This window comes from Christensenella sp. KGMB01412, assembly GCF_055522415.1.
Window position 1 is genome coordinate 144,581 of sequence record NZ_JBVFVW010000002.1, and the last position, 25,156, is coordinate 169,736.

The following is a 25,156-nucleotide window of genomic DNA, read 5'->3' on the forward strand; positions in this document are numbered from 1 at the left end:
TATCCATTATATCATATGCCGTGCAGGATACAACTAAAATCGCATCAAAGAAAAGAAAAAACTAAACCGTATTAGTATTTTTGAAAAAAAAGTATTGACGCATACGGATTTTTTTGCTACCATACAGATAATCAAAGATAAATTTTACATAAAATCATGAAAAACAAAGAATAGCACAGGACGGGCGCATCCAGAACAAATCGCGCAAAACTTCATTGGATTCTCAACAAAACTAAAACGGTTTATAAACTAAAACGACAAGGCTTTTTCGAAACTGCAAATTACAAAAATAAAAAATATGAACGGGCGCATTGTATCCATTTGGCTGCAATGGGCTTGTCATACATAGCATTCGCTGTCTATGCGCATCGAGCGGGATAGCGTAACGCAATCAAAGGGCAAGGGAGGATTTGTGAAATGCCATTATACGAAGGAAGGCAGAATGTAGAAAATCATATCAAAGTGTCGGAGGATACGAAAAATGCAATCGTATTCGGGCCGGAGGGAGTTTTCGCGCAGATGGCGCAGGCCATTGGCACGGCAAGCGGCGCGGTTGCGCTTGACGGCTGGTACGGCGTGGATTTTGACGCCGTGGTGGAAGGAATCAAAAAGGCGGGGGCGGGCGCGGAGTTTGTAAATATTAACGATGTTTTCCTGCCTATGGACGAGATCATGGACTACAAGCAGGAGTTTATTACGGACGATCCGGGTTTTGGATATTGTAACCTTGACGGAAGGATATCGGACCTGATGGACGCACAAAAGCTCGAGGCGCTAAGGAAACGGCTGAAAAGCGGCGTTGTGGTATATGGCTACGGCGCGGCGGTTCCGGAGCTTTTTTCGGATTACGACATCACTTATTATCTGGATAAAACGCGCCAGCCGCTTTTGTGGCAGATGTGGGACGGAAAGCTTGTGCCCTTTGCCTGCGATGCGCCGAGGAAAGAGTATGACTGGAAGGAATACTATTACTGCGATTACTATTTGCTGCATTTCCAGAAGCATTTCCTGATCGACAAAATGGATTATTATGTGGAAGCGGTTAAGACTGAAGATTTGAAGGTCATACCACGCAACGCGTACGACGAAATCATCAAAACAATGCTCGACTATCCTGTCAAGGAAGTTGAAATCTACCAGCCGGGCCCGTGGGGCGCATACCGTTACAAGGATTTTTGGGAAATCGAAGGCTTGGAATGCAACGCATGGAACGAGGTAGCGGGGCCGGAGCTCAGCATTTTGATCGATATTGGAGCGGAGCAGATGATCAACCTTCCGTTTGTCAACCTGATGCAGTATCCGCAGCGCCTTGTGGGAAGCTATGTACATGAAAAATATCCGCACCTGTTCCCGCTGGACGCGTGGCTGGACGACGGGTATTTTCCGGAGAAAACGCCGGCAGAACGCATTTCCATGCCGATTCACACCCATCCGGGTACGGATTATGTGAAAACACATTTTAACGAACCGCTTGGCCGGTATGAGACCTACTATATTGCGGAAGCATATGAGGGCGCAAACACATGGATGGGATTTTATAACGATGCGGACCTTGAACAGTGGGAGAAGAAGTGCCGCGAATCAAACAACCTGAAGGAGATCGGGGACTGGAAGGACTATGTGTGCAACTGGGAATCGCGCGAGGGAGACCTGTACCTGATACCGCCGGGAACCGACCACGGCCACGGCGGAAACCAGATGGTACTCGAGCTGGATACATGCCCGTCGATTGCGGGCACGGAATACTCCTTCTTTTCTTACGATTTTGCGCGTAATTCGTGGGACGACAATACCAAAACCATGACAGGCAAACCGCTCAAAATGCACATGGACCATTCGTTTAACGTATCCAAATTCCGCAGGGAGGATTACGTGGATGAGAAGCTGCGCGCCAGGCCGTCGGTGATGAAATGGACAAAGGACTATTTTATTGAACGCTATTCCTCCGTGCCGGAGATGCCGTTTGAAATCGAGCGCATCCACTACAGCAAAAAAGGCGAATATGACACGCAGGGGAAATTCTGCCATATCGTTACGCTTACGGTAGGGAAAAATGCAAAAATTTATTCCAGGAAAAATCCGGAGCGCTGCACCACGATCAATCTCTTCCAGGCGGCGGTGATCCCCGCGGATTTTGGGGAATATGCGGTGGAATCAGAGACGGGCGAGGGCCGCAATACAATCACCCTGGTTCGCTGGAAAAAGGGATAACGCGCCGCTGTACACTGGAGAATGACGAAAAACAGGATTACGGCTGCCCGGTGAAATTCCGGGCAGAAAAATAAAAGGGCAATGATATACCAAAAATGTAAGGGGATGAAAAAGATGAAAAAAAGTATGATGTTTATTGTAACTCTGGTGATTGCAGGACTGCTGCTGGTTTCGTGCGGGGCTCCTGCGGGGACAGCCACCGGCGCAGATGCGCCGGGCGATAAAACAACCGCTGCGGGCGGGGAGGACGAGCTTAATATTCTTTGCTTCCAGGGATATGCCGAAGATGGCTGGCTAAAGCCGTTTGAAGAGAAATACGGCTGCAAGGTAAACGCCACCTATGCCGGCACAGTGGAAGAAATGTTCACCAAAGCAATGGCGGGCGGAGCGGAATACGACCTGATCTCGATTGACTGCGGCAGCCTGCAACGGTATTACGACCAGGGGCTTATTCAGGAGATCGACCAGAACAAGATCGCAAATTATGATAAGCTGAGCCAATTTTTCAAGGACGCTGATTACAAAATGATCGATGGAAAAATGTACCACATACCGATGTGCTGGGGCTCGAACAACATCGTATACAACAAAGCGGAAATGCCGGAGCTCCCCCAAAGCTGGAGCGTACTTTGGGATCCGCAGTATAAAGGCCAGGTTTCGATTACGGATGAAGGCAACAACAATATTGTAGTCGTATCGATGGCGCTTGGGTTTGAGGATCCGTTCAACCTGACGGACGAACAATTTGCTCAGGTAAAGGAAAAGCTGACGGAGATTGCAAAAAATTGCAGAACCTTTACAAACGGTATCGACAATGAATTCCAGCTCCTGTCCACAGGAGAAACAAACGCTTCTATTTCAAGCTATGACTCCGGACTGATCCTGAAGCTGCGCGACGAAGCGCAGATGGACGTGGGAAGAATGATGCCCAAGGAAGGAATTTACGTATGGATCGACGGCTGGGCAATGCTTAAGGACGCGGCGCACCCGGACCTTGCAGAAAAATGGATGGACTGGATGCTGTCCGATGAAAACCAGCAGGCGCTTGCGGGCGCGGTCAGCTATGGGGCGGTGACGCCGTCGGCCAAAGACGCGCTCGATCCGGATGTGGTATCCATGTGCTCGTACGATAATATTGACAACATAAAGGTTCCGGTATTTATCCTGAAGACGCCGGAGGACTTTGAAAAACGTACGGAGCTTTGGAACGAGATCAAGGCGGAAATCCAATAAACCAATAGCATAAGGGGGGAGCGCAAAGCCTTTTGCGGCTCCCTCCAAAATTTGGACAGGGGGCAGGAGAGGCAAAATGATAAAACAAAAATCAAACCAGGCTGTAATGGACGGCGAATATGAAATCAGGCTCGACCATATCAACAAAACCTATGGAAACTTTACGGCGGTGAAGGACAGCTCGTTTGGAATCAGGCATGGCGAATTTTTTTCGCTGCTTGGGCCTTCCGGCTGTGGAAAAACCACAACTCTTCGGATGATATCGGGGCTGGAGAACCCCACAAGGGGCAAAATATATCTTGCGGGTGCGGATGTTACGAATGTGCCGTCCCACCTGCGTAATGTGAATACGGTATTTCAGGACTATGCGCTGTTCCCGCACATGAATATTTACAAAAATGTGTATTTTCCACTGAAGATGCGAAATATCCGTCAAACGGATGCAGATCCGATGATACGCGAGATATTGGAGCTTGTGGAGATGCAGGATTTTGCGGAGCGGTTGCCCCAACAGCTTTCCGGAGGGCAGCGCCAGCGTATAGCGCTTGCCCGGTCGCTTGTAAACCGTCCGCGCGCCCTGCTTTTGGATGAACCGCTCGGCGCGCTGGACTTTAAGCTGAGACTTGCGATGCAGACGGTGCTCAAGGATATCCAGAAAAATGTTGATATCACGTTCGTTTATGTCACGCACGACCAGACAGAGGCAATTACAATGTCGGACCGCATTTGCGTTATGAAGAACGGACTGATTCATCAAATCGATACGCCGACGGAAATATACAATCATCCGGCTACCAAATTTGTCGCAAATTTTATTGGGGAAATGAATTTCCTGGACGGAACGGTCGAAGAACTGGCGGGAGGCCAGGCGCGGGTTGCAACAGGCGCGGCCTCGGTATACGTGCCGGCAGGGCAAGGTTTTTGCGTGGGAGACCGCGTATGCGTAGGGTTCAGGCCGGAGCGCCTTTTTATCGGGGAGGAGCGCAGCGCCAATGCCAACGTTCTTTCCGGCGTTATCTCACGGATTGTGTTCCGCGGAAATGATTTTGACCTCGCGGTCAAAATCGGCGAAAACACGATACGGTATACGGAGAGCACCATCAACTATAAGCCAAGAACCGAAGGCGAAGGCATAAGGCTTTACTTTTATCCGCAGGACGCGGTGATTTTCCCAAGCGGCGAAGAGAAAGGAGAAGGCCATGAAAAGCTCGAAACAGCCTGAGAGGATGGTTCTCGAAAACAATGGCAATCCGGGCCGGTTCAAGCGGTTTTTAATGGGCGTGCCGATTTCCGCATGGATGATTCTTTTTGTGCTGTTGCCGCTTTTTATAGCGCTGCGGTACAGCTTCTATCTCAAGGTGGGCGGGCAGATCGACCAGTCCGCATTCTCCGCTGACAATTATATTGAATTTTTTACCAATCCGATCTACATTCCGATTTTTATCAAAACATTGCTGTACTCCCTGCTTGTGGCGGGAATCGCCCTTGGACTCGGATACCCGCTTGCCTATTTTGTATCGCGTAAAATGAAGCGTTTCCGAAACCAGGCGTACCTTATGGTGCTTGTGCCGCTCTGGGTAAGCTATCTTGTGCGGATTATTGCATGGCGCACGATCCTTGGCAAGGTGGGGCTTATCAACTCGGTTTTGATGGGGCTCGGAATTGTTCAGGAGCCTGTTTCGTGGCTGATTTACAGCCCGTTCGCCGTGGTGATTACGCTTGTGCACCTGACGCTGCCGTTTGTGTTTATTCCAATCTTCAATTCTCTGGAAAAAATTCCCAAAAACCTGCTTTCCGCTGCGTCTGACCTTGGAGCAAACAGCAGGCGGACGTTTACAAACGTCATTTTCCCGCTGTCGCTGCCCGGGGTGCTCAACGGTTTCACCATGGCGTTTGTCATCGCGCTTGGCGATTATATTATTCCAAAGCAGCTGGGAGGTACGTCTATGACCATGATGGGAAGCCTCATCGCGGACCAGTTTGGCAATGCGTATAACTGGCCGCTTGGCAGCGCGCTTGGGTTTATCCTGTTTACGGTGGCGATCGTGATTCTGGCGTTGTCTACAAAACTGACGAAATCGGAGGGGAATCTGGAATGAAAAACGAACTTGCCATTGCCGCTCCGGCACAAAAAAAGAAAAAACCGGTTGGACTCGCCATCTATAGCATTGTGATTTTTGCGTTCCTGTACCTGCCGCTCGTGGTGGTGGTGCTGTTTTCCTTCAGCAGCTCTACGGCGAGCGTCGATTTCAGCAAAATGACGCTGGATTGGTATACCCAGGTATTCCAGAATGAAAAGATACTGAGCGCGTTGCAAAACTCGTTGTTCGTATCCTGCGTGGCTGTCGCTTTTGCCGTAGTGGTGGGTACTGCGGGCGCGGTATTCCTGAACAGGGTAAGGTTCCGCGGGCAGAATGCGTTTCGCACCGTGGCAAACCTGCCGATTATCCTGCCGGGAATCATTGTCGGTATTTCGATTTTACTGATGTTTTCAAGCGTGGGGATGAAGCTAAGCCTGTGGACTGTTCTTTTCGGCCACATGACCTTTACGACGGCGCAGGTGCTGATGCAGGTGTACGCGCGTCTGCAAAGGCTTTCGCCAAACCTGGAAAAGGCGGCCACCGATCTTGGGGCAACGCCCATGAAGGCGTTCTTTTATGTAACGCTGCCTATGATCAAGCGCGCGATCATAGGGGGAGCGCTGCTTGCGTTTACAATGTCGTTTGACGAGATCATCATTACGTATTTCCTGACAAGTACGGAATCGACATTGCCGGTGTTTATTTACAGCTCGATCCGCTTTGGCATTTCGCCGGAAATTTATGCGATATCCACGGTGGTATTGCTCATCTCTATTGTGCTCATCATATTTATGGCGAAATATACCGGAACGGAGGACGACCAGCTGGTCGTCTGAACGGGATTGGCCTCTTGTGATGTGGGTTAAGCCCCATAAAAGCATCCAAAAAGCAGTTTTCCTAAAACAGGAAGCTGCTTTTTTGGATGGAATAAGATGGCGTCGATGGGAAACGCTAAGCGGTTTTTTTAAAATCCTGACACAAAAAAGGCGGCTATGCCGCCTTTTCAAACGCATAATCCCGGCTGGCCGAATCTTCACATAAACACGTGCATATAGATTCTCCACTCCGCATAGCGGATGATTCAGCGGGGATATGAGTGCTAATATCATAACCGCGAAAAAAGAATTCCTAACATTAAAATAAAAAAAATCCTGTAAGGAAAAAACAGGTAACATTTCTGAAAGAGAAAGAGCCTTCTGCAGAAGGCCCTATTACGGAAGAAAAATGAAAAAAATTATCGTAACGTAAAAACGGTGTTGTTTGTCTGCTGCCCTCCTAAAAAAATTTGCCTTTGGAGGGCAAAAGCGCAGTGCTTATGATGTAATTTTAACAGGAGACTGGTTTGGAAAGCGTTAAGAAAAATCAAAAAAACCGCTAAAATGTGTGGAATTCAAAAATTAAGGATATTTTTACCTGAATTGTGATTATATTAATACGAAGTAACGAAGATTGGTGTATGTGAATTGGGGAATGATCACGAAAACAATTTTTCTAAAGACATATTGACATATCCTGAATCATATCAAAACGTCTGAGCAAGGCCTATGGGGGAGGCTAAGGAATGGACAAGCAGGATTCATTGAAAACGATATTAAATCATTTATTGGATACAGCCGTCTATGTCATCCGGCAGGACAGCCACGGTATTTTATATTTCAATGACCGTGTGAAAACCGTCACGCCGGATATCGCGCTGGGGCAGGTTTGCCATGATGTTTGGGAAGGCTCTTGTGAGAATTGCCCGCTGAAGACAATGGATGGAAAGCAGAGCAATACCACCCTCAGCTTTGACGATCCTTTTGGAGAAGTTGTCAGTATCACGGCGACAGAAATGATGTGGGAGGAGGATATTCCCGCATACGTGATATCGGTCACTCCACAGGTGAAAACGAAAAAAGAGCAGGAACTGGAGCTTGCGTGTAAACAGCTTGTCGGCGTAACGGCACAGATGTATCCGGTTGTGCTTTCTATCAACCTGACAAAAAATACTTATAATATCATAGAATACAGGGACGGCACGGCAACAAACAGGGAAAACCTTAAGGACGTTGACGCGCTGGTTGAAAATGCAATCCGTACCATTCATGTTGATTTCAGGGAAGAGTTCAGGAGAAGGTTTCGCAGGAAAGCTATTATCGAAGCCTTCCATGCCGGCAAAACCGAAATTTATATGGAGCATAAGCAGCTTGGAGCAGACGGGGTTTACCATTGGACGTGCACCCATGTGCTTAAAACAGAAAACCCATACGATGACGATATTCTGGAACTTACGCTGCATAAGAATATAGACGCGCAAAAGCGTATCGAGGAACAACTTCAGAATGCGCTTGATTTTGCGTGTGAAAGTGCGGGAGGAATTACCGGAAAATATCTTGTGACGGATCATGAGATATATACGCTGGAGATGAGCCGGAAATACGTAGATTATTTTGGTAAAAAATCTGCCGGCTATGCTGGCGGTATCTTAAAAGCGGTTCCTAAATGGGCGAAAAGGTATTTACACCGATTTTCCGATGCGGCAAAGAAAAGGGAAACTGTGTTTTTTGAGTTCCCGTACAAAAAAAACGGCGGGGACGTTTGGTTGCAGATGCAGGCGTCATGTGTGGGAGAGCAGGACGGCTGGCCTGTATATTTTGGAACGATTATGGATATTTCGGCGCGCAAGCAGCTGGAGCTTGAGCGTGAAGCAACGTATAACAGCCTGCCCGGTGGAATCGCAAAAATTGTAATTGACGACCAGTTTACGCTGGAAGAGGCAAACAATACATTTTACAGAATGCTGGGCATGAGCGAACAGGATTTTAAGGACGGATACTTATGCCACGTGTACGAGGAGGACAGGGCAGAACTGGAAGCCACCGTGCGCGAGCAGGTGGAAAAGAAAAAATCAATTTTTGTCGAATACCGGATTCCAGACGCAACGGGCGAAATTTTATGGGTTCACGTAGAAGGAAGACGAATTGGCCGGAAAGGCAGGTATCCGGTTTACCTTACGGTTGTAATCAATATTACCGAACAAAAACGCGCACAGCTCGAACTGGAAAAAGAGCAGCTTAAATACCGCGTTGCCATCGAAACCTCGGCGGACGTGCTCTTTGAATATGTTGCGGAAACAGATACGTTTTACTCATATGAAAGCAACGAATACCCGGATGGCAGCGTGAGGACTGAAAAGAGAGTAATAGAGCATTATTTGAGGGACCTCGATAAGCTGGACATCATCTATCCGGACGATTTGAAAAATGTGCGCCGGATTATGCACGGCGGCGCGCACCGTATGGAAATCAGGTTGCGCAGGTCAGACGACCATAAATTTGCCTGGTTCTTTTTCCAGGGCGACGCGCTCCGCGAAAAAGGCAGGATAGTCCGTGTGATTGGAACGCTCAGGGACATCAGCCAGAGCAAAGAAAACGACGACCGGCGCGCTTATTTGCAGGAAATATGTAATTTTGTATGCAACAAGGATTACCAGCTTCTGGCGACGATTGATCTTCAAAGCGGGCATTATCATTGCGCCTTTCTGCCGGAGGGCGGCCCTTATTCGCGCGCGCCAAGGGACGGGTATTTTCAGGACGAGAGCGATTTGTTCGTCGGCAACAGCGTATATGAAGAAGACAAGGCCATGGCGCTTGAAGCGTTTCGCTTAGAGAATATTTTAGCGCATCTTGACGCCGGAGAACGGGAATATAGTATTTACTACAGGGTGATCGAGCATGACGGCAGCGTCCGCTGGAAGAGCCTGGTGTTTTCCTATTTTGGCAGCGACACATCTACGCTGCTGGCGGCGGCGCGGGATATCCAGGCGATTCAGGATACAAAATTAAAGGAACGGATCGCGAACCAGACGCTCGAAGTGGCGCTTGAACGTATTTATGACAAGGTAATGTACCTGAACCTCAGCCAGAAAAGGATTGAATTTATCAGGAGCCGGGGTACGTACGACTACTTAAAGAATCCGGAAGAGATGGAATTTGAAACGGATGTGCTGCCCAAAGTCCACCCTGCGGACAGGCAGGAGCTTTTCGAGAAGACAAGCAGGGATGCGCTTTTGGAGATGTTTGCGAAAGGGGAAAGTTCCGTATATGTGGAATCGCGCCGGATTGCAAAAGACGGGGAATATCATTGGACAGCGGTAAACGTCGTTAGAATGGAGGACAGCGAGGACGGAAACATCATGGCGATGCTGCTTATTTCGACGATCGACGAGCGAAAGCTGATGGAGCAGGAACGTGAAGAATTTGCCGCCGGCGTAGCAACCCTGTTTGAAGAGTCTGTGACGGTCAATGCCACGAAGGGCACTTATATATTGCGAAGGCTGCAGGATTCGTGGGACGATTTCAGCGAGCAGGGCGTTTATGAAAGCGATTTTGAAGATTATTGCGAGGGAAAGGTGCACCCGGAGGACAGGGGAGCGTTTCGGCAGGTGTTTTCGCTCGACGCAATCCGCGTCCAGCTAAAGGAGGGAATCGGGAAAGTACGGCGCGAGTTCCGGTTTCTTACCGGCGAAGGTTACCGTTGGATGGAAATGATTGCGGTTCCGGTACAAAATACGATTAACGAAGATGGTAAGGCGATCCTCATTTACCGCGATATCCATGCACTGAAAATCGCGCAGGAAGAACAAAAAACAGCAAACAGGCGTTTTTCGGTAGCTGTCAGCAGCCTTTACGACGTGATTTTTGAGGGAGACCTTGCCACGGGAAAGATGTATATCTGGCAAAACGATGGGGACATACTCAAAAAGGTGCCCGCAAGCTTCACCCTGGACCAGTATTTTGAAAAAATGGAGTGGGAAACAATTCATCCGGATTATCGTGCGGATTACAGGAAAGCGTTTCGTGCGGCGGCGCTTGTGCGCGCGTTTGAAAACGGGCAGCACGAGGTTTATCTGGAAGCGCCCCGCAGGATGGAGGACGGGAGTTACCGCTGGTATTCCATGCAGGCGCAGTTTGTGATGCGCGATGCCGGAGGCTTCCGTGTGATGCTTTATTTAAAAGACCTTGACGACGTTAAAAAAGAAGAGGAAAGCAAACGCAACGCGCTCATGGACGCCCTTGCAATCGCAAAAGAGGCAAACAATGCCAAAACAGATTTCCTTTCCAGAATGTCGCACGATATCCGAACGCCCATGAATGCGATTATTGGCATGACGCACCTTGCAAAAGTGGATGTGACGGATACGGCAAAGGTAGAGGAATGCCTTGGGCAAATCGACGTTTCAGCAAAATTTTTGTTATCCCTGATCAACGATATCCTCGACATGTCGAAAATCGAAAGCGGCAAGATGGCAATCGTCAGGAAACGGTTCAGGTTTGGCGATTTGATCAATGGAATTTGCGCGGTGATGGAAGCGCAGGCAATACAGAGGAACCAAACGCTGACGGTATTGGTGGACGAACAGGTCGAAAAAACATATATTGGCGATCAACTGCGCCTGAATCAGGTGCTGATGAACCTGCTTTCCAACGCCCTTAAATATACGCACCGCGGCGGCCGCATTGCATTGCGTGTAAAAGTACTTTCCGAGGATAAGGAAACCTCGATGCTGTGTTTCGAGGTGGAAGACAATGGGATTGGAATGTCAAAGGAGTTTTTGGAAAGGCTCTACCATCCATTTGAACAGGAGGACGAGAGCGGAGGGCGTGTTTTTGAAGGGACGGGGCTTGGACTGTCGATTACGGAAAATCTGGTACACCTGATGAACGGGCATATTTATGTTCAGAGCGAACGGGGTAAGGGAAGTTTATTTATGGTGAATCTGCCGCTTGGCCGCACAGAGCAAAAGGAAGCAAACGAAACTTTTTCTACTGGATTTCATAACTGCGAACCGGGAAAAGCGGAAAACCAGAGCATGGAGTTCCATGGGGAACGGGTTTTGATCGTTGAAGATAACGAGATCAACCGCGATATTGCGATTGCGCTGCTTGAGATGAAGGATCTCGTTGTGGACAGTGCCGGAAATGGCCTGGAAGCGGTGGAACGTTTTTCAAGTATGCCGGACGGGTATTACCAGGCGATTTTGATGGACATCAGGATGCCGGAGATGGACGGAATAGAGGCAACCCAGAAAATCCGCGCTCTGGAAAGAACGGATGCGCGTACTGTGCCGATTATTGCGCTGACCGCGAACGCCTTTCAGGAGGAGATTGAGCATGCCAGGAGAATCGGAATGAGCGATTACCTTATAAAGCCGATCGATACGGAAGTGCTTTACCAGACGCTTGCGGAAGCAATTTACGGGAAACAGCGGTAAGAAACGAAATAAAAAGAAAGAACGCCGGAAGTAACAAGGGCGTTCTTTCTTTATGTATGGGAATGTTGTGTATTGCGGTTAATCGTTTGCGCGCCCTATGGGCGGGCGCTATTTTGTTGTGTCCCGCAGCTTTAGCAGGGGATCGATATAGTAATCTTTTTCTTCCGTTCCCGGGCCGTTTATCTGCCTGCACAGTACCTCTACCGTTTTTTGCGCGATATCTGCAATCGGCTGGCGCACGGTGGTGAGCGGGGTTTCCAGCATGGAAGAATGCACAAGGTCGTCGTAACCGGCAACTGAAATATCGTCCGGCACCCTGACGTTATGGTCTTTCAGGCACTTTAAGATACCCATTGCAGTAAGGTCGTTGATCGCGGTAATTGCATCCGGCCTGTCTGTAAGAATTTTCTGCGTCGCTTCGTAACCGCCCTGGAAATCAGGCTCTGCTTCGATCAGCCACGATTCATGATAGGAAAGCCCTGCTTCTTCATAAGCCTGACGATATCCGGCAAAGCGTTCATAAGCAAACATTGCTGTCTTTGGGCCGCCCATAAGGTATATCCTCCTGTGGCCGGTCAAGAGCAAATGCTTTGTAAGCAGGTACTCGCCTTTTTTGATATCGCACATCACGCAATCAGCTTTGATACCCATATACCGCGTCGATGTAAAGACGAGCGGGATTCCGGCGCTTTTCAACTGGTACAAATGCTGCAGGTCATAATCGGTCATATAGGAAGGAGTGACGATCACACCTTCCGCGCGCTCCTGCGTAAACCGTGCGACGCATGCGGCCTCCTGTGAGATCTTATTATTTGAGATGCCGATGGAAAGATGGTAACCTTTTTGTGCGGCAAATTTACTGATCTCACTTGCAAGCATTCCAAAGAAAGGATTAGAAAGCTCTGTCACGACAAGCCCAAGCATATCCGAGCGCTGGCGGATCAAATTACGGGCGCTGGCGTTCGGCGTATAATTTAATTGTTTGACCGCTGCTAAAATACGCGCCTTTGTTTCCGGCCTTACACCGGGTTTCCCGTTGATAACGAGTGAAGCGGTGGCAGTAGAAACGTGCGCCAGCTTTGCAACGTCTTTGATAGTATAAGACATAGCCTCCAAATTTCCGATAAGAGCCAAACGATCAAAATCGAAACGTTTAGATTTTTAATATATCATAAAAATACCATTTATACTGAGAAAAGTAAAGAAGTATTTTTTGTAAAGATGTATCGTTTCGATTTTGCGGGAACGACAGGCACAAAAAAACGGGCAGGCGCAGGCCTGTCCGCCGTTACATCAGAAATCAGTCAGGTCGTTTGGCCTATTGTAAGTTTGACATCTATCATTTTTTGCACATATTCTTTCTCCTTTTTGGAAGGAGAAGCGGCGTGCTTAATGTTATTTATGAGCGTATCGATCGCACATTTTACATATTCGGCACGGTCAAAGCCGACGGAGGTGAGCTGGATGGGCAGCACGATCTCTGAGTGAATATCGTCGGTAGAGGCAATGGCGATATCCTGTGGCACGGCATAGCCCATTTTGTTCAGGCGGAAAATTGCCTCGAAGGCAATGACATCGCAGTAACAAAAAATTGCCGTATAATCGTTTTCTTTGCTGAAAATTTCTTCTACAATTTTTTCGGAATCGCCGATTTTTGTGGAAATATATTTAACGTCTTCCTCGTTAAAGGGAATGCCGCCCTCGCGAAGAGCCTTTTTATAGCCGCGGAACCTTGCCTGCGAACTGAATATGTGCATAAACGAGTTCAGGAACAAAATTCTGCTGTGCCCCTTTTCGATCAGATGCTTCGTCGCGAGGTAACCGCCCATTTCGTCGTTCACGACAACGGAATCGGCCTTGATATCGTCAAAAATACGTCCGAACAGTACATAAGGAAAATTCATTTTGTTCATGATATCGATACTTTGCGTATCCAACTGGTTGGGAAGCAGCAAAATGCCGTCCACATTTTTTTGCATGGCTTTCATGACGGCATCGTGCTCGTGCTCGGAAATTTCATTTGTCGTCATGAAAAAAACACTGTAGCCCTTCGAAGTCGCATATTCCTCTGCGTATTTGGCGAGCAGCGAAAAGTAAGGATTGCGAAGATCGGGCAGGATGACGGCCAGCGTATTGGTGTAGCCGGTCCGCATACTGCCTGCAAGCAGATTGGGAACATAACCGAGCTCCTGAGCCTTGCTTTTGACTTTTTCGCGCAGCTCTTTGGAAATCGTATCGCTGTCCTTCAAAGCACGCGAAACCGATGTGACAGAGCAGCCGCATATTTGTGCTAAATCTTTGAGAGATACTTTCATTTTTTTGTCCCTTATGTTTAATAAAAAGGTCTTTTTTACATTCTAGCATACTTGAAATTAAAAAACAATATTAAAAGAAATCGTTAAGCTAAACGAAAAGCTAATCGATTAGCTTAACGAATAGCTCAACGTACAGCTAACCGATTAGCTCAACGTTAAGCTTAACGTTATTTTAATTATACAACAGAGGCATTAAAATGAAGAAAATGGACGAAAAACGAGAATAATCTAAAATAAATGGCTTTCACGGAATTTGATTTTGATTTCGTGTCTGACTTATCATAGAAACGCGGTTAGGGAAATGCGGCTGAATAAAGCGTGGACGGATGAGGCGGAAGGCCGACCGGCACAGAGCCGATAAGCAAGACTGATAACCGATAGAACATAGATTATAATTTTTTTAATTTTATTCAATAGATACAAATATAAATCGACAAAAACGAAGGTTCCGGATGGAACAGGGCTAACAAAATGAAGGCAGTCCATTTGTCTGCAAATAAAAGGGCGATGCACATAACGTTTTTTGTGGTTCGCACAGCGCATGCTTTTGTGCAGGAAGAAAAATAAAGTCGAATTTTAAATTTTCCCATTCCACCAAAATGGGAAGTATCATCTGTGAAACCCACAGAGAATATCATCTATATGGATTACAGGATTTTACCTGTAATAAAAGAAGGAGGAAATTGTAATGAAGAAAATGAAAACACTCGCTTGCCTGGCGCTTGTAGTGGTAATGGCGTTAACGCTGTTTGTTGGCTGCAGCACTCCGGCGGCAACCGAATCTACGGCGCCTTCCGCGTCTGCTGAGGCAACGCAGGAAGCATCCGCATCTGCTTCGGCTGAGACATCCAAAGAGGCGGGTACAACTGCATCAAACGTAACATGGCCGAGCAAGGAAGACCTGTTTGTAGGCTATTCCCAGGCAGACCTTGCATCCACATGGCGTACGGTTGAGAGCGACGACATGCAGGCTGTAGCTGATGAAAGAGGCTACAAAATTGCAATCACAAATGCTGAGGGAGACACGGAAAGACAGATTTCCGACGTAGAATCCCTTCTGGCACAGGGCTGCAACGTAATGGTTATTACGGCAATCGATGCTGACGCGATCCAGCCGGCGCTTGACGCCTGCAAGGAAAAAGGCGTTCCGGTTATCATGAAGTCCAGAGGCTCCAACGGAACCCCGGGAGAAGATTATGCGACATTTATCGCTTCCGACTTCGTCTGGGAAGGCGAGCAGGCTGGTAACTGGATTGCAAATGCCTGCAAAGAAAAAGGCATCGATCCTGTTAAGGTTGTTGAGATACAGGGTATCATCGGCGGCACGGACGTTCGCGACAGGGGACAGGGTTTTGCAAACGCTGCTGAAACAGCAGGCAACTTCGAAGTAGTGGCACAGCAGTCCGCAAACTTCTCAAGGCCTGAGGCTCAGGAAGTTGTACAGAACATTCTTCAGTCCACAGGCGGAGACATCGACGCGATCTACTGCCAGAACGATGAAATGGCGCTTGGAGCATCCCTTGCACTGCAGGCAGCGGGCAAGAAGATTGGCGAGGATGTATTCCTTGTAGGCGTTGACGGCATGAAAGAAGCTCTTGACGCGATCAAGAACGGAACGCTTTCCGCTACGGTTACCTGCAACCCGAGATTTGCTTCCACCCTGTTTGACACAATCGAAAAAGCAATGAACGGCGAAGAGATCGACACATTTATCCCTGTTGAGGATAAGGTAATCGACAAAACAAACGTTGACGAATATTACGAATATGGTTTCTAAACCAAAAAATATCTCAATAATTGATTAGATAGTGTATGAGGGGTAAGCGGGTTATGTTGCATAGCCCGCTTAGTCTCTAACACCAAAGGGGTAGAAATAGATGAAAAAGGATATTTTGAACATCCAGAACGTTACCAAAACATTCGCAGGCGTAAAGGCGCTCAACAATGTCAGTTTATCCGTAAAAGAGGGAGAAGTACACGCGCTGATGGGTGAAAACGGCGCGGGTAAGTCTACGCTCATCAAAATACTGACAGGAATTTATAAAGCGGATTCCGGCGAGATTATTTTTGATGGGGAAACACGGAATTTCCACAATGCGCTTGCGGCGCAGCACGCGGGGATCAGCACGATTTACCAGGAGCTGAACATGATCCCATACCTTACGGTGAGTGAAAATATTTTCCTTGGAAGATACCCGATGAAAAACGGCGGGATCGACTGGAAAACAATGAATGAAAAGGCGCAAAAGCTGGTGGACGACCTTGGCGTCGATATTGACGTAAAACAATTACTGAACACATACGGAACCGCAAAGCAGCAGATTATATCGATCATACGTGCAATCAGCCTTGACAGTAAGCTGATTGTAATGGACGAGCCTACATCTTCGCTTGATACGAACGAAGTTGAAATATTATTCGGAATTATTGATAAACTCAGGGCAGACAACATTGCCGTAATCTTTATTTCGCACCGTTTGGATGAAGTATATGCAAAATGCGACAGAATTTCCGTATTGAAGGACGGCGTTTATGTTGGAACATACGGCGTAAACGAGCTTTCCCAGCTTGAACTTTTAAACAAAATGATCGGCAACAAGGACCTGCAGATGGACAAGCGCAGGGAGCATCGCGATTTTTCGGATGCGCCTGTCATTTTGGAGGCAAAGCACCTTGTACGCACGCCTTACGTAAACGACGTAAGCTTTCAGGTCAAAAAAGGTGAAATCGTCGGATTTGCGGGGCTCCTTGGCGCAGGGCGCACAGAGACCGCAAGGATACTCTTTGGCTGCGATATGCCCGAAGCGGGAGAAGTCATTATGGACGGCAAAAAGCTCAACATACGCATCCCCAAGGACGCTGTGGAAGCGGGCATGGCATTCTGCACGGAAAACCGCCGCGAGGAAGGATTGTTCCCGGATGTATCCGTACAGAAAAATACGGCGATCTGTTCCCTTTCCCAACTTTCAAAAGGCGGATTTATACAGCTCAAGGAGCGTAAAAAGCTTTCTGAGGACTATATCGATAAGCTGGCGATCAAAACGCCTTCGTGTGAGCAGCTGATCAAGAACCTGTCTGGCGGAAATCAGCAAAAGGTGATCCTTGCAAGGTGGCTGGCGACGAATCCCAAGCTTATCATCCTTGACGAGCCTACCCGCGGAATCGACGTGGGCGCAAAGGCGGAGATCGAAAAGCTGATCGGCGAATTTGCGGACAAAGGCATCAGCGTGCTCTTCATTTCCTCTGAAATGTCAGAGCTCGTCAGGAACTGCGACCGCATCATCGTCCTGCGCGACGGAAAAATTGTGGGCGAGCTGACGGACGAGGATATTTCGGAAGACAACATCATGTGGATGATCGCAAACAAAAAATCCATTCACTCATAAATTGCAAGGGGGTTTATATTTATGTCCGGTGCATCTGGTGCCCTCATGGGCCAAAAAAGATTTGACTTGTCATTTCTGAAAAAGAATATAGCAATCATCCTTCTGATTGTTCTGGTTGTATTCAACTGCATTTTTACCAAAAACTTTATGAGCTGGGTGACGTTCTCGAACCTGTTTATGCAGGCTTCCAAGATCGCGCTCATAGGCCTTGGCATGACGCTTGTCATCGCGACGGGCGGTATCGATATCTCGGTCGGCTCGGCGATGGCAGTGGGCGCGACGATTTCTGCGATTTTCTTTGCGCAGGGAGATTACTGGGGCGTTCTTATTTCAATCGCAATCGTTGCCGGCTTCGGACTTCTGGCAGGCACGCTCGTTTCCAAATTTGCAATCATTCCGATGATCGCAACGCTGGCGCTGCGCTACATCATGCGCGGTATGGCGCAGGGCGTATCCGGTGTTGGAACCGTTTCCTACAGCGCGCCGGAGCTGACGCAGGCGTTCATTACGCCGGTCGGCGGAATTTTCCCGCTGCATTTCTTCATTCTGGTGGCGGCTGCGGTCTTTATGTATTTCCTTGTAAACCGTATGAAGTTTGGTTCGCAGGTGGAAGCATACGGCAACAACCCAACGGCGGCCAAGATATGCGGAATCAACACGGTTAAGATCGTAATCCTGTGCTATGTGGCGATTGCGATATTCTCGTGGGGCAGCGGCATGATCGACATGATCATGGTTTCGAGCGCGGATCCGTCCAAGTTGGGCGTGGACATGGAAATCGACGTAATCGCGGCGACAGTAATCGGCGGCACGCCGATCACGGGCGGTTATCCGAACATCATTGGCACGGTATGCGGCGCATTTTCGTTGCAGCTCATTACCATGATGTGCAACATGAACAACGTAGCGTACTCTATTACCCTGATGATCAAGGCAGCGATTATCGTATTTGCATTGTTCTTCCATGGTTTTCGCAAGAAATAAGAAAGGAAGGTAACAGAATGAAAAAAGTTGGTAGTTTTTTATCGGATAATGTTGCGCTGCTCGGGTTTATCGCGGTGTTCATCATTGGGTGCATACTTTCCTCAACGTTTTATACGGCGGAAAATATTGGTAACGTCCTTCGCTCGGCAAGTATCATGGGTATCGTATCGATTGGTATGACGTTCGTTATCCTGTGCGGCTCCATTGACCTTTCCGTAAGCTCGGTATTCGCGCTTTCAGGATATTTCTTTATCGTGCTTGCGCCGGTCTCGCCAGTCCTCGCAATCCTCGTACCGATTGCCGTGGGCGCGGCGGTAGGCCTTTTAAATGGTCTTCTCGTAACGAAAATGTCCATTCCGGCGTTTGTCGGAACCCTTGCTTCCATGCTGTTTGTGCGCGGCCTTGTGCTGATGCTCACCAAGGAAGTAACGGTAAAAGGCCAGAATATGCCGGAAGCGCTCCAGTTTATCGGGCGGGGCTCCCTTGGCAGCGGAGATTTTCTAAACGCGATCTCCTTTCCGCTCATTCTCTTCATCGCGCTTATTATCCTTACGTCGTGGATTCTGAAAAAGCGTTCGCTCGGGCGCGCGATGTATATTGTAGGCGGCAACGCAGAAGCGGCGAAGATGATGGGTGTAAGCGTGCATGGCACGATGTTTGCGGCGCATACGATCTGCGGCCTTATGGCAGGCGTAGCCGGCATCGTATTCGCCTCGCGCGTAGGCTCTGCAACGCCCCTTGCGGGAACAGGTTATGAAATGTATGCGATTGCCGCGGTCGTTATTGGCGGCGCGTCGCTTGAAGGCGGCATCGGCAAGATGAGCGGAACGCTGTTCGGCGCGCTTATTATGGGTAGCTTTACGAATATTTTCAGCCTGCAGAAATTCATCGATCCAGTGTGGCAGAACGCAATTATCGGCATCATCCTGCTTGTGGTCGTGGTACTACAGTCGCTTGCACATATGCGTGTGCATAAAATCAAGACGGCGAAAGCCGATACGCAAAAATCGGCTTCATAATAGTGATAGATTAGGAGAATAAGTGGGTTATGAAAAGAATGAAATTTTCGATCAATTCCTGGATTTTTGGCAATTTGTCCATCGAGGAGATTGCCAGACGTGCAAAGGAAATTGGCGTGGACGGCATTGACGTAAGCGGCGAGCCGGACACGATAGACGCAAAGGCAGTCAAAGCGACGCTTGACAAGTATGGCCTTAAGGTATTTGACATCAACGGTAACTTTACAGAGGAAAACAGGATCATGTGCCATAAGGATCCGCAGATGCGTGCGAGTGCCGTGGAATATGGTAAAAAATGCGTTGATATGGCGGTAGATGCGGGTACGGACAAGGTGCTTATCGTTCCCAGCCAGGTCAATAAGCAGGACTATTATATTTCGCGCGAACAGGACTGGAAACACTCGGTGGATTCGATTCGCCAGGTTGCGGAATATGCAAAAACAAAAGGCGTCACCATCATACTGGAATGCGTGAATAAATATGAAGTGAGCCTTGTGCGCACGCTGCAGGACGGCATCGATATGGCAAAAGACACCGGTATGGACAACGTAAAGGTAATCGGCGATACGTTCCACATGCAGCTTGCGGAAGAGCAGGGAATACCGTCGGCAATCAGGCACGCAGGAAAGGACTGGCTTTTGCACCTGCACCTTGGCGACAACACAAGGGAAGTCCCGGGCCGGGGCGTTATGAACTGGAGGGATATCCTCGCGGCTTTGGACGACATCGGTTATGACGAGGCGCTTTCCTTCGAGCCGCTCCCGCACCAGCTGACGCTCGACGAGATATTTGCGGGAGTTCTTGATCCCGATGAGCTGACAGCGGAATTAAAGGCTTCGTGCGATTACCTGAAGCTGATTATGCAGGCGATCTGAACGTAAACGTAAGCAAAAAGACAGGAGCAGACAATATGAAAAAATATACACTTGGAATAGATTACGGTTCCCTGTCCGGCAGGAGCGTTATAGTTGACGTTGAGACGGGAGAAGAGGTTGCATACTCCGTCCTTGATTACCCGCATGCTGTGATGAGTGAATCGATCCCGGATGGAACGCCGCTTCCGCCCGACTGGGCGCTTCAGCACCCGCAGGACTATATTGACGTGCTGAAGGAAACTGTTCCGGACGTCATGAAAAAAGCAAATGTGACGGCGGAACAGATTATCGGCGTGGGTATAGACTTTACGGCGTGCACATTGATCCCCATCAAAAAAGACGGAACGCCGCTTTGTTTCCTTGACGAATACAAGAATGAGCCGCACGCATATGTGAAGCTGTGGAAACACCACGCCGCGCAGGACGAAGCGGATAAACTCAACGAGACTGCGCGCCGCCGCGGTGAAAAATGGCTGGCGCGTTATGGCGGGAAGATTTCATCCGAATGGGAAGTGCCGAAAATCTGGCAGGTACTGGATGAAGCGCCGCAGGTTTACGACGCAACGGATTGCTACATCGAGGCGTGCGACTGGGTGATCTTCCTGCTTACGGGAAATATGGTACGCAACACCTGTTCGGCAGGGTATAAGGCGATCTGGAACGCAAAAGACGGATATCCTTCAAAGGATTTCTTTAAGGCGCTCGATCCGCGGTTGGAAAACCTGATTGAAGAGAAGATGTACAATCCGCTGATGCCCATTGGCAGCAAGGCGGGCGAGATCACGCCCGAGGCCGCAAAGCTGACTGGGCTAAAGGAGGGAACGGCAGTGGCTGTTGCAAATTTAGACGCGCACGTTGCATGCGTAGGCGTGGGAATTACGTCGCCCGGGCAGATGCTTGCAGTGGTTGGAACATCCACCTGCCATATGCTGATTGGAGACCAGGAAAAAATGGTACCGGGCATGTGCGGCGCAGTCCAGGATGGCATCCTTCCGGGTTATGTCGGTTATGAGGCGGGACAGAGCTGCGTAGGAGACCACTTCCAGTGGTTTGTGGAAAACTGCGTTCCCTGCGAATATGAGCAGGCGGCGAAAGAAAATAATATGAACATCCACCAGTACCTGACGCAAAAAGCGCAGGAGCTCCTGCCTGGGGAGAGCGGCCTTGTGGCGCTTGACTGGTGGAACGGAAACCGCAGCGTGCTGGTGGACGGGAAGCTTTCAGGCATGATGGTGGGCATGACGCTGAACACCAGGCCGGAAGAAATTTACCGTGCGCTCATTGAGGCTACGGCATACGGTACGCGCATGATTATCAAAACGTTTGAGGAGAGCGGCGTGCCTGTAACGGAGCTTTTTGTGGCGGGTGGCATCGCGGAAAAGAATCCGTTTATGATGCAGGTATATTCCGACATCACGAGAAAGAGCATCAAGATTGCCGGATCTCCGCAAACGCCTGCGCTGTCGGCTGCGATTTACGGAGCGTATGTCGCGGGCAGCGCGGCGGGCGGATATGATAAACTCGACGACGCGGTCGCGGCAATGAGCAAGGTAAAGGATGTGCAGTACCATCCAAACCTTGAAAACAGTAAGATATACGACGAGCTGTTCCACGAATATGAATTGCTGCACGATTATTTTGGACGCGGCGAAAACGACGTGATGAAACGCCTGAAGGATTTGAAGGCGAGGATCAGCGAGACGCGCGAAAACAAATAGGAGGGTTTTGCGATGTTAGAAGAATTGAAACAGAGAGTCATGGAAGCCAACAAAAGGCTGAAATCGGATCATCTCGTAATTTCCACATGGGGAAATGTATCGGAATACGATGAAAAGACAGGGCTTGTGGCGATTAAGGCAAGCGGCGTGAGCTACGACTCCATGAAGCCGGAACATATGGTGATCGTGGACCTTGACGGCAATGTCGTGGAAGGGGATTACCGCCCGTCTACGGACTGCGCGACGCATATATGCCTGTACCGCGAATTTAAGGGCGTAAAAGCAATCGTACATACGCATTCCACCTATGCCACCATTTGGGCGCAGGCCGGAAAGGACATTCCGATCCTTGGGACGACACACGCGGATTACTTTATGGGCGACGTGCCCTGCACGCGTGAGATGACCAAAGAGGAGATTGATTCCGCTTATGAGGAAAATACGGGCCATGTAATCGTGGAACGGTTCAAGGATATCAATCCGCTTGAGATCAGGGGAGTGCTGGTGAAGGGCCATGCGCCTTTCGTATGGGGAGACAACGCGGATTCGGCAGTCACCAATGCGATGGTTTTGGAGCAGGTCGCTAAAATGGCATGGCATAACGCGGTGCTTGCGGGCGGCGATCCGGCGAAATTGAATCCGAACCTGCTCAATAAGCATTATAACAGGAAATTCGGCAAGGACGCGTATTACGGACAGAAATAACCGGGATTCTATGGAGGTAAGGCATGAGCGAAGTTTATGAATCAATCAAAAATACGCTTGAAATTGAGAGCAAAGCGATTTTGGACGCGCTTTCGGTGATCGATCCGCAGGCGGTAGAGCAGGCGGTGGACGTGATTGCCTCCTGCAAGGGAAAGGTTGCGACCTCTGGCTGCGGCACGTCGGGCGCGGCAGGTAAAAAAATCGCGCATACCTTAAACTGTGTGAACAGGCCGGCGCTGTTTTTGACTCCATCCGACGCTGTGCACGGCGGCATGGGCGTACTTAGCAAGGGCGACGTGCTGATTCTGTTTTCCAAGGGCGGTACGACGGCGGAAATTAACAACCTCATAGGGCCGGCGAAAACCAAGGGAGCTTTTGTGATCGGCGTGTGCGAAAAAGAGGAATCCCAGCTTGCACGCGAAAGCGACCTGTATCTCAAAATTATGGTGGAGCGTGAGGCGGACCGGTTTGGCCTGCTTGCAACGTCCAGCACACTTGGCGTGATCGCGGTGTTTGATGCGATTGCGGTGGCTGTTATGGAGCGCACGGGGTTTACGGAGGAGCAGTTTGGCGTGATCCATCCGGGTGGCGCGGTCGGTGAAAAATTGCTTCACAAAAAGCTTTACGACTGATAAAAGGGAACAAGAACGAGTAAATAGAGTGCCTTCTGATACGTCTTCGCGCAGGCGAAGGCGTGCCGGAAGCCGCAACAGGCGAAAGTTAGGACAAAAGTTATGGATAAAAAAGAATTGTTTGAAAACGCGTGCGCAGTGTGGAAAAACGACGCGGACGCTTTAAGCCGGCTGATAAACGACATCAATCCGGAAGAATACGCGGCGATTTTTGACCTGATCAGGAATTGCAGGGGCCGTATCGCTACGCTTGGCATGGGAACGTCTTCTGTGGCGGCGCGCAAGATCGCGCATATGCTGTGCGTGGCAAATGTTCCATCCTTCTTTGTATCCGCAGGCGATGCGGCGCACGGCGCTTTTGGCGCGGTGCAGGAGGGCGACGTAGTAATCGTGCTTTCCAAGGGCGGGAACACAGAGGAGCTTGTGAACCTGATCGAGTCCATAAAGGGCAAGAAGTTAAAACTCATCACGGTCACCCAAAATCCGCAGTCCCGGCTCGCGCAGGCGGCGGACGTTGTGCTGAACCTCAAGGTGGAAGAATCCGATCATAAGCATATGCTGCCTACGGCAAGCATTATCGCGATTATCGCCATCTTTGATGCGATTGCGGACGAGCTTACAAAGTGCCCGCAGTTTAGTGACGAAGCGTTTTACCTGAATCATAACCATGGTTCGGTCGGAGCGTTTTTAAAGGGCAAAATTGAAGATAAATGATCCAAACCGGCGGTTGCCATAACTCTTCATTTCAGAGATAATGAAGATAATATGGTAAATGGGCCGGAGCGACATCATAGTTCCTACCTAAAGATTCTTATATATGAGGGGCGTAAGCCCGGCCCAAAAGCCTCAGTAGCATAGCTCTGTGGCTTTTGAGGTCAAAGAACAGAAAACGAGGAGGAAAACAGTATGATACCAAATTTTAAGCTGGAAAATGGCGTTGAGGTTCCTGCGATTGGGTTGGGAACGTGGCTGATGAAAGACGATGAGCAAACAGCGCGTTGTATCAAAGACGCGGTGGAGGCCGGATACCGGAGCATCGATACCGCGATGTTTTACCACAATGAGGAAAGCATCGGGAAGGGCATAAAGGAATGCGGCATCCCGCGTGAGCAGCTTTATATCACAACCAAGCTGTGGAACGACGATCATGGCTATGAGAAGACGCTGGAGGCTTTTTCAGGCTCGCTGAAACGGCTGGGCCTTACTTATATTGACGAATACCTCATTCACTGGCCGGGCTTTGACGAGAGCTATTTACCAACATGGAAGGCATTTGAAAAGCTCTACCAGGACGGCCTGATTCGTGTGATTGGGGTTTCTAATTTCACCAAACCTCTGTTACAACATCTGATTGACCATTGCGCGATCAAGCCGATGGTCAATCAGGTAGAGGTTCATCCGCTGTTCCAGCCGAACAATGCGATCAATTTTTGCCAGGAAAACGGCATACAGGTTGAAGCGTGGAGGCCGATTGTACGGGGTAAACTCGATAAAGAGCCGATTATCAAAGCGGCTGAGAAGTACAACAAGACGCTCGTACAGGTTACAATGCGCTGGCATTACCAGAAGGGAATCCGTACGATTCCCAAGACGACGCACAAGGAACGCATGATCGAGAACGCGGATATTTTTGACTTTACTCTTACGGACGATGAGGTAAAAGCGATCAGCGGCCTTAATACGTTTGTACGGACAGGGGAATCCCCGGACGAATTTTTCTACGTTTGATTTAAAAGCGCAGAAC

Annotated in this window: 18 protein-coding genes; 16 read left to right on the top strand and 2 right to left on the bottom strand. The window is 49.1% G+C overall.

Going from position 1 to position 25,156, the window contains the following annotated elements; all coding sequences use genetic code 11:
* The first annotated feature begins 417 nt into the window (after positions 1-417).
* From ACS5WU_RS03820 to ACS5WU_RS03845, 6 genes are all read left to right on the top strand, one after another.
* Positions 418-2,211, top strand: coding sequence for a hypothetical protein (locus ACS5WU_RS03820; RefSeq protein ID WP_465088955.1), 1,794 nt, complete (start codon positions 418-420; stop codon positions 2,209-2,211).
* 114 nt (positions 2,212-2,325) lie between these two features.
* Positions 2,326-3,444, top strand: a complete 1,119-nt coding sequence (locus tag ACS5WU_RS03825) for an ABC transporter substrate-binding protein (RefSeq protein ID WP_307757004.1) — start codon at positions 2,326-2,328, stop codon at positions 3,442-3,444.
* 76 nt (positions 3,445-3,520) lie between these two features.
* Positions 3,521-4,666 (top strand): ABC transporter ATP-binding protein, encoded by a 1,146-nt coding sequence (locus tag ACS5WU_RS03830; protein ID WP_046443993.1) that lies wholly within the window; start codon positions 3,521-3,523, stop codon positions 4,664-4,666.
* On the top strand, positions 4,644-5,543 hold the full coding sequence (locus ACS5WU_RS03835) for an ABC transporter permease (RefSeq protein ID WP_052740523.1): 900 nt from the start codon (positions 4,644-4,646) through the stop codon (positions 5,541-5,543). The genes ACS5WU_RS03830 and ACS5WU_RS03835 overlap by 23 nt, the downstream gene beginning before the upstream one ends.
* On the top strand, positions 5,540-6,361 hold the full coding sequence (locus ACS5WU_RS03840) for an ABC transporter permease (protein ID WP_046443994.1): 822 nt from the start codon (positions 5,540-5,542) through the stop codon (positions 6,359-6,361). Before ACS5WU_RS03835 ends, ACS5WU_RS03840 begins: the two co-directional genes overlap by 4 nt.
* A 725-nt stretch (positions 6,362-7,086) precedes the next feature.
* On the top strand, positions 7,087-11,778 hold the full coding sequence (locus tag ACS5WU_RS03845; protein ID WP_465088956.1) for a PAS domain-containing protein: 4,692 nt from the start codon (positions 7,087-7,089) through the stop codon (positions 11,776-11,778).
* A 108-nt stretch (positions 11,779-11,886) separates the two neighbouring features.
* Here the strand turns inward: ACS5WU_RS03845 and ACS5WU_RS03850 are convergent, their stop codons facing one another.
* Together ACS5WU_RS03850 and ACS5WU_RS03855 are read right to left on the bottom strand one after the other, a co-directional pair.
* The gene (locus ACS5WU_RS03850; RefSeq protein WP_302762137.1) at positions 11,887-12,885 is read right to left on the bottom strand and encodes a LacI family DNA-binding transcriptional regulator; all 999 of its coding nucleotides are present in this window, start codon (positions 12,883-12,885) and stop codon (positions 11,887-11,889) included.
* Between the two features lie 197 nt (positions 12,886-13,082).
* The gene (locus tag ACS5WU_RS03855) at positions 13,083-14,093 is read right to left on the bottom strand and encodes a LacI family DNA-binding transcriptional regulator (RefSeq protein WP_059109423.1); all 1,011 of its coding nucleotides are present in this window, start codon (positions 14,091-14,093) and stop codon (positions 13,083-13,085) included.
* 688 nt (positions 14,094-14,781) lie between these two features.
* On the opposite strand from ACS5WU_RS03855, the gene ACS5WU_RS03860 reads away from it, so the two are divergent.
* The 10 genes from ACS5WU_RS03860 to ACS5WU_RS03905 all read left to right on the top strand — a co-directional run bounded on the left by ACS5WU_RS03860 (position 14,782) and on the right by ACS5WU_RS03905 (position 25,140).
* A complete protein-coding gene (locus tag ACS5WU_RS03860) occupies positions 14,782-15,870 on the top strand; it encodes an ABC transporter substrate-binding protein (RefSeq protein WP_059109424.1) in 1,089 nt (362 codons plus the stop codon).
* Positions 15,871-15,970: 100 nt separating this feature from the next.
* A complete protein-coding gene (locus tag ACS5WU_RS03865; protein WP_059109425.1) occupies positions 15,971-17,479 on the top strand; it encodes a sugar ABC transporter ATP-binding protein in 1,509 nt (502 codons plus the stop codon).
* A gap of 21 nt (positions 17,480-17,500) precedes the next feature.
* Positions 17,501-18,463, top strand: a complete 963-nt coding sequence (locus tag ACS5WU_RS03870; RefSeq protein ID WP_320606940.1) for an ABC transporter permease — start codon at positions 17,501-17,503, stop codon at positions 18,461-18,463.
* A 17-nt stretch (positions 18,464-18,480) separates the two neighbouring features.
* A complete protein-coding gene (locus tag ACS5WU_RS03875; protein ID WP_302760357.1) occupies positions 18,481-19,482 on the top strand; it encodes an ABC transporter permease in 1,002 nt (333 codons plus the stop codon).
* A 29-nt stretch (positions 19,483-19,511) separates the two neighbouring features.
* Positions 19,512-20,357, top strand: coding sequence for a sugar phosphate isomerase/epimerase family protein (locus tag ACS5WU_RS03880; protein ID WP_059109427.1), 846 nt, complete (start codon positions 19,512-19,514; stop codon positions 20,355-20,357).
* Between the two features lie 35 nt (positions 20,358-20,392).
* The gene (araB, locus tag ACS5WU_RS03885; RefSeq protein ID WP_046444001.1) at positions 20,393-22,075 is read left to right on the top strand and encodes a ribulokinase; all 1,683 of its coding nucleotides are present in this window, start codon (positions 20,393-20,395) and stop codon (positions 22,073-22,075) included.
* A 12-nt stretch (positions 22,076-22,087) separates the two neighbouring features.
* Positions 22,088-22,780 carry an L-ribulose-5-phosphate 4-epimerase AraD gene (gene araD, locus ACS5WU_RS03890; RefSeq protein WP_046444002.1) on the top strand — a complete coding sequence of 231 codons (693 nt, stop codon included), beginning with the start codon at positions 22,088-22,090 and terminating at the stop codon, positions 22,778-22,780.
* 23 nt (positions 22,781-22,803) lie between these two features.
* A complete protein-coding gene (locus ACS5WU_RS03895) occupies positions 22,804-23,412 on the top strand; it encodes a KpsF/GutQ family sugar-phosphate isomerase (protein ID WP_046444003.1) in 609 nt (202 codons plus the stop codon).
* A gap of 102 nt (positions 23,413-23,514) precedes the next feature.
* Positions 23,515-24,126, top strand: coding sequence for an SIS domain-containing protein (locus tag ACS5WU_RS03900; RefSeq protein ID WP_046444004.1), 612 nt, complete (start codon positions 23,515-23,517; stop codon positions 24,124-24,126).
* A gap of 192 nt (positions 24,127-24,318) precedes the next feature.
* Positions 24,319-25,140, top strand: a complete 822-nt coding sequence (locus tag ACS5WU_RS03905; RefSeq protein WP_046444005.1) for an aldo/keto reductase — start codon at positions 24,319-24,321, stop codon at positions 25,138-25,140.
* Positions 25,141-25,156: the final 16 nt, after the last annotated feature.

What these genes read in the sequence shown, in the direction of transcription:
- ACS5WU_RS03820 (WP_465088955.1), top strand. Translation starts at nt 418, where the DNA reads ATGCCATTATACGAAGGAAGGCAGAATGTAGAAAATCATATCAAAGTG.
- ACS5WU_RS03825 (WP_307757004.1), top strand. Translation starts at nt 2,326, where the DNA reads ATGAAAAAAAGTATGATGTTTATTGTAACTCTGGTGATTGCAGGACTG.
- ACS5WU_RS03830 (WP_046443993.1), top strand. Translation starts at nt 3,521, where the DNA reads ATGATAAAACAAAAATCAAACCAGGCTGTAATGGACGGCGAATATGAA.
- ACS5WU_RS03835 (WP_052740523.1), top strand. Translation starts at nt 4,644, where the DNA reads ATGAAAAGCTCGAAACAGCCTGAGAGGATGGTTCTCGAAAACAATGGC.
- ACS5WU_RS03840 (WP_046443994.1), top strand. Translation starts at nt 5,540, where the DNA reads ATGAAAAACGAACTTGCCATTGCCGCTCCGGCACAAAAAAAGAAAAAA.
- ACS5WU_RS03845 (WP_465088956.1), top strand. Translation starts at nt 7,087, where the DNA reads ATGGACAAGCAGGATTCATTGAAAACGATATTAAATCATTTATTGGAT.
- ACS5WU_RS03850 (WP_302762137.1), bottom strand. Translation starts at nt 12,885, where the DNA reads ATGTCTTATACTATCAAAGACGTTGCAAAGCTGGCGCACGTTTCTACT.
- ACS5WU_RS03855 (WP_059109423.1), bottom strand. Translation starts at nt 14,093, where the DNA reads ATGAAAGTATCTCTCAAAGATTTAGCACAAATATGCGGCTGCTCTGTC.
- ACS5WU_RS03860 (WP_059109424.1), top strand. Translation starts at nt 14,782, where the DNA reads ATGAAGAAAATGAAAACACTCGCTTGCCTGGCGCTTGTAGTGGTAATG.
- ACS5WU_RS03865 (WP_059109425.1), top strand. Translation starts at nt 15,971, where the DNA reads ATGAAAAAGGATATTTTGAACATCCAGAACGTTACCAAAACATTCGCA.
- ACS5WU_RS03870 (WP_320606940.1), top strand. Translation starts at nt 17,501, where the DNA reads ATGTCCGGTGCATCTGGTGCCCTCATGGGCCAAAAAAGATTTGACTTG.
- ACS5WU_RS03875 (WP_302760357.1), top strand. Translation starts at nt 18,481, where the DNA reads ATGAAAAAAGTTGGTAGTTTTTTATCGGATAATGTTGCGCTGCTCGGG.
- ACS5WU_RS03880 (WP_059109427.1), top strand. Translation starts at nt 19,512, where the DNA reads ATGAAAAGAATGAAATTTTCGATCAATTCCTGGATTTTTGGCAATTTG.
- araB (WP_046444001.1), top strand. Translation starts at nt 20,393, where the DNA reads ATGAAAAAATATACACTTGGAATAGATTACGGTTCCCTGTCCGGCAGG.
- araD (WP_046444002.1), top strand. Translation starts at nt 22,088, where the DNA reads ATGTTAGAAGAATTGAAACAGAGAGTCATGGAAGCCAACAAAAGGCTG.
- ACS5WU_RS03895 (WP_046444003.1), top strand. Translation starts at nt 22,804, where the DNA reads ATGAGCGAAGTTTATGAATCAATCAAAAATACGCTTGAAATTGAGAGC.
- ACS5WU_RS03900 (WP_046444004.1), top strand. Translation starts at nt 23,515, where the DNA reads ATGGATAAAAAAGAATTGTTTGAAAACGCGTGCGCAGTGTGGAAAAAC.
- ACS5WU_RS03905 (WP_046444005.1), top strand. Translation starts at nt 24,319, where the DNA reads ATGATACCAAATTTTAAGCTGGAAAATGGCGTTGAGGTTCCTGCGATT.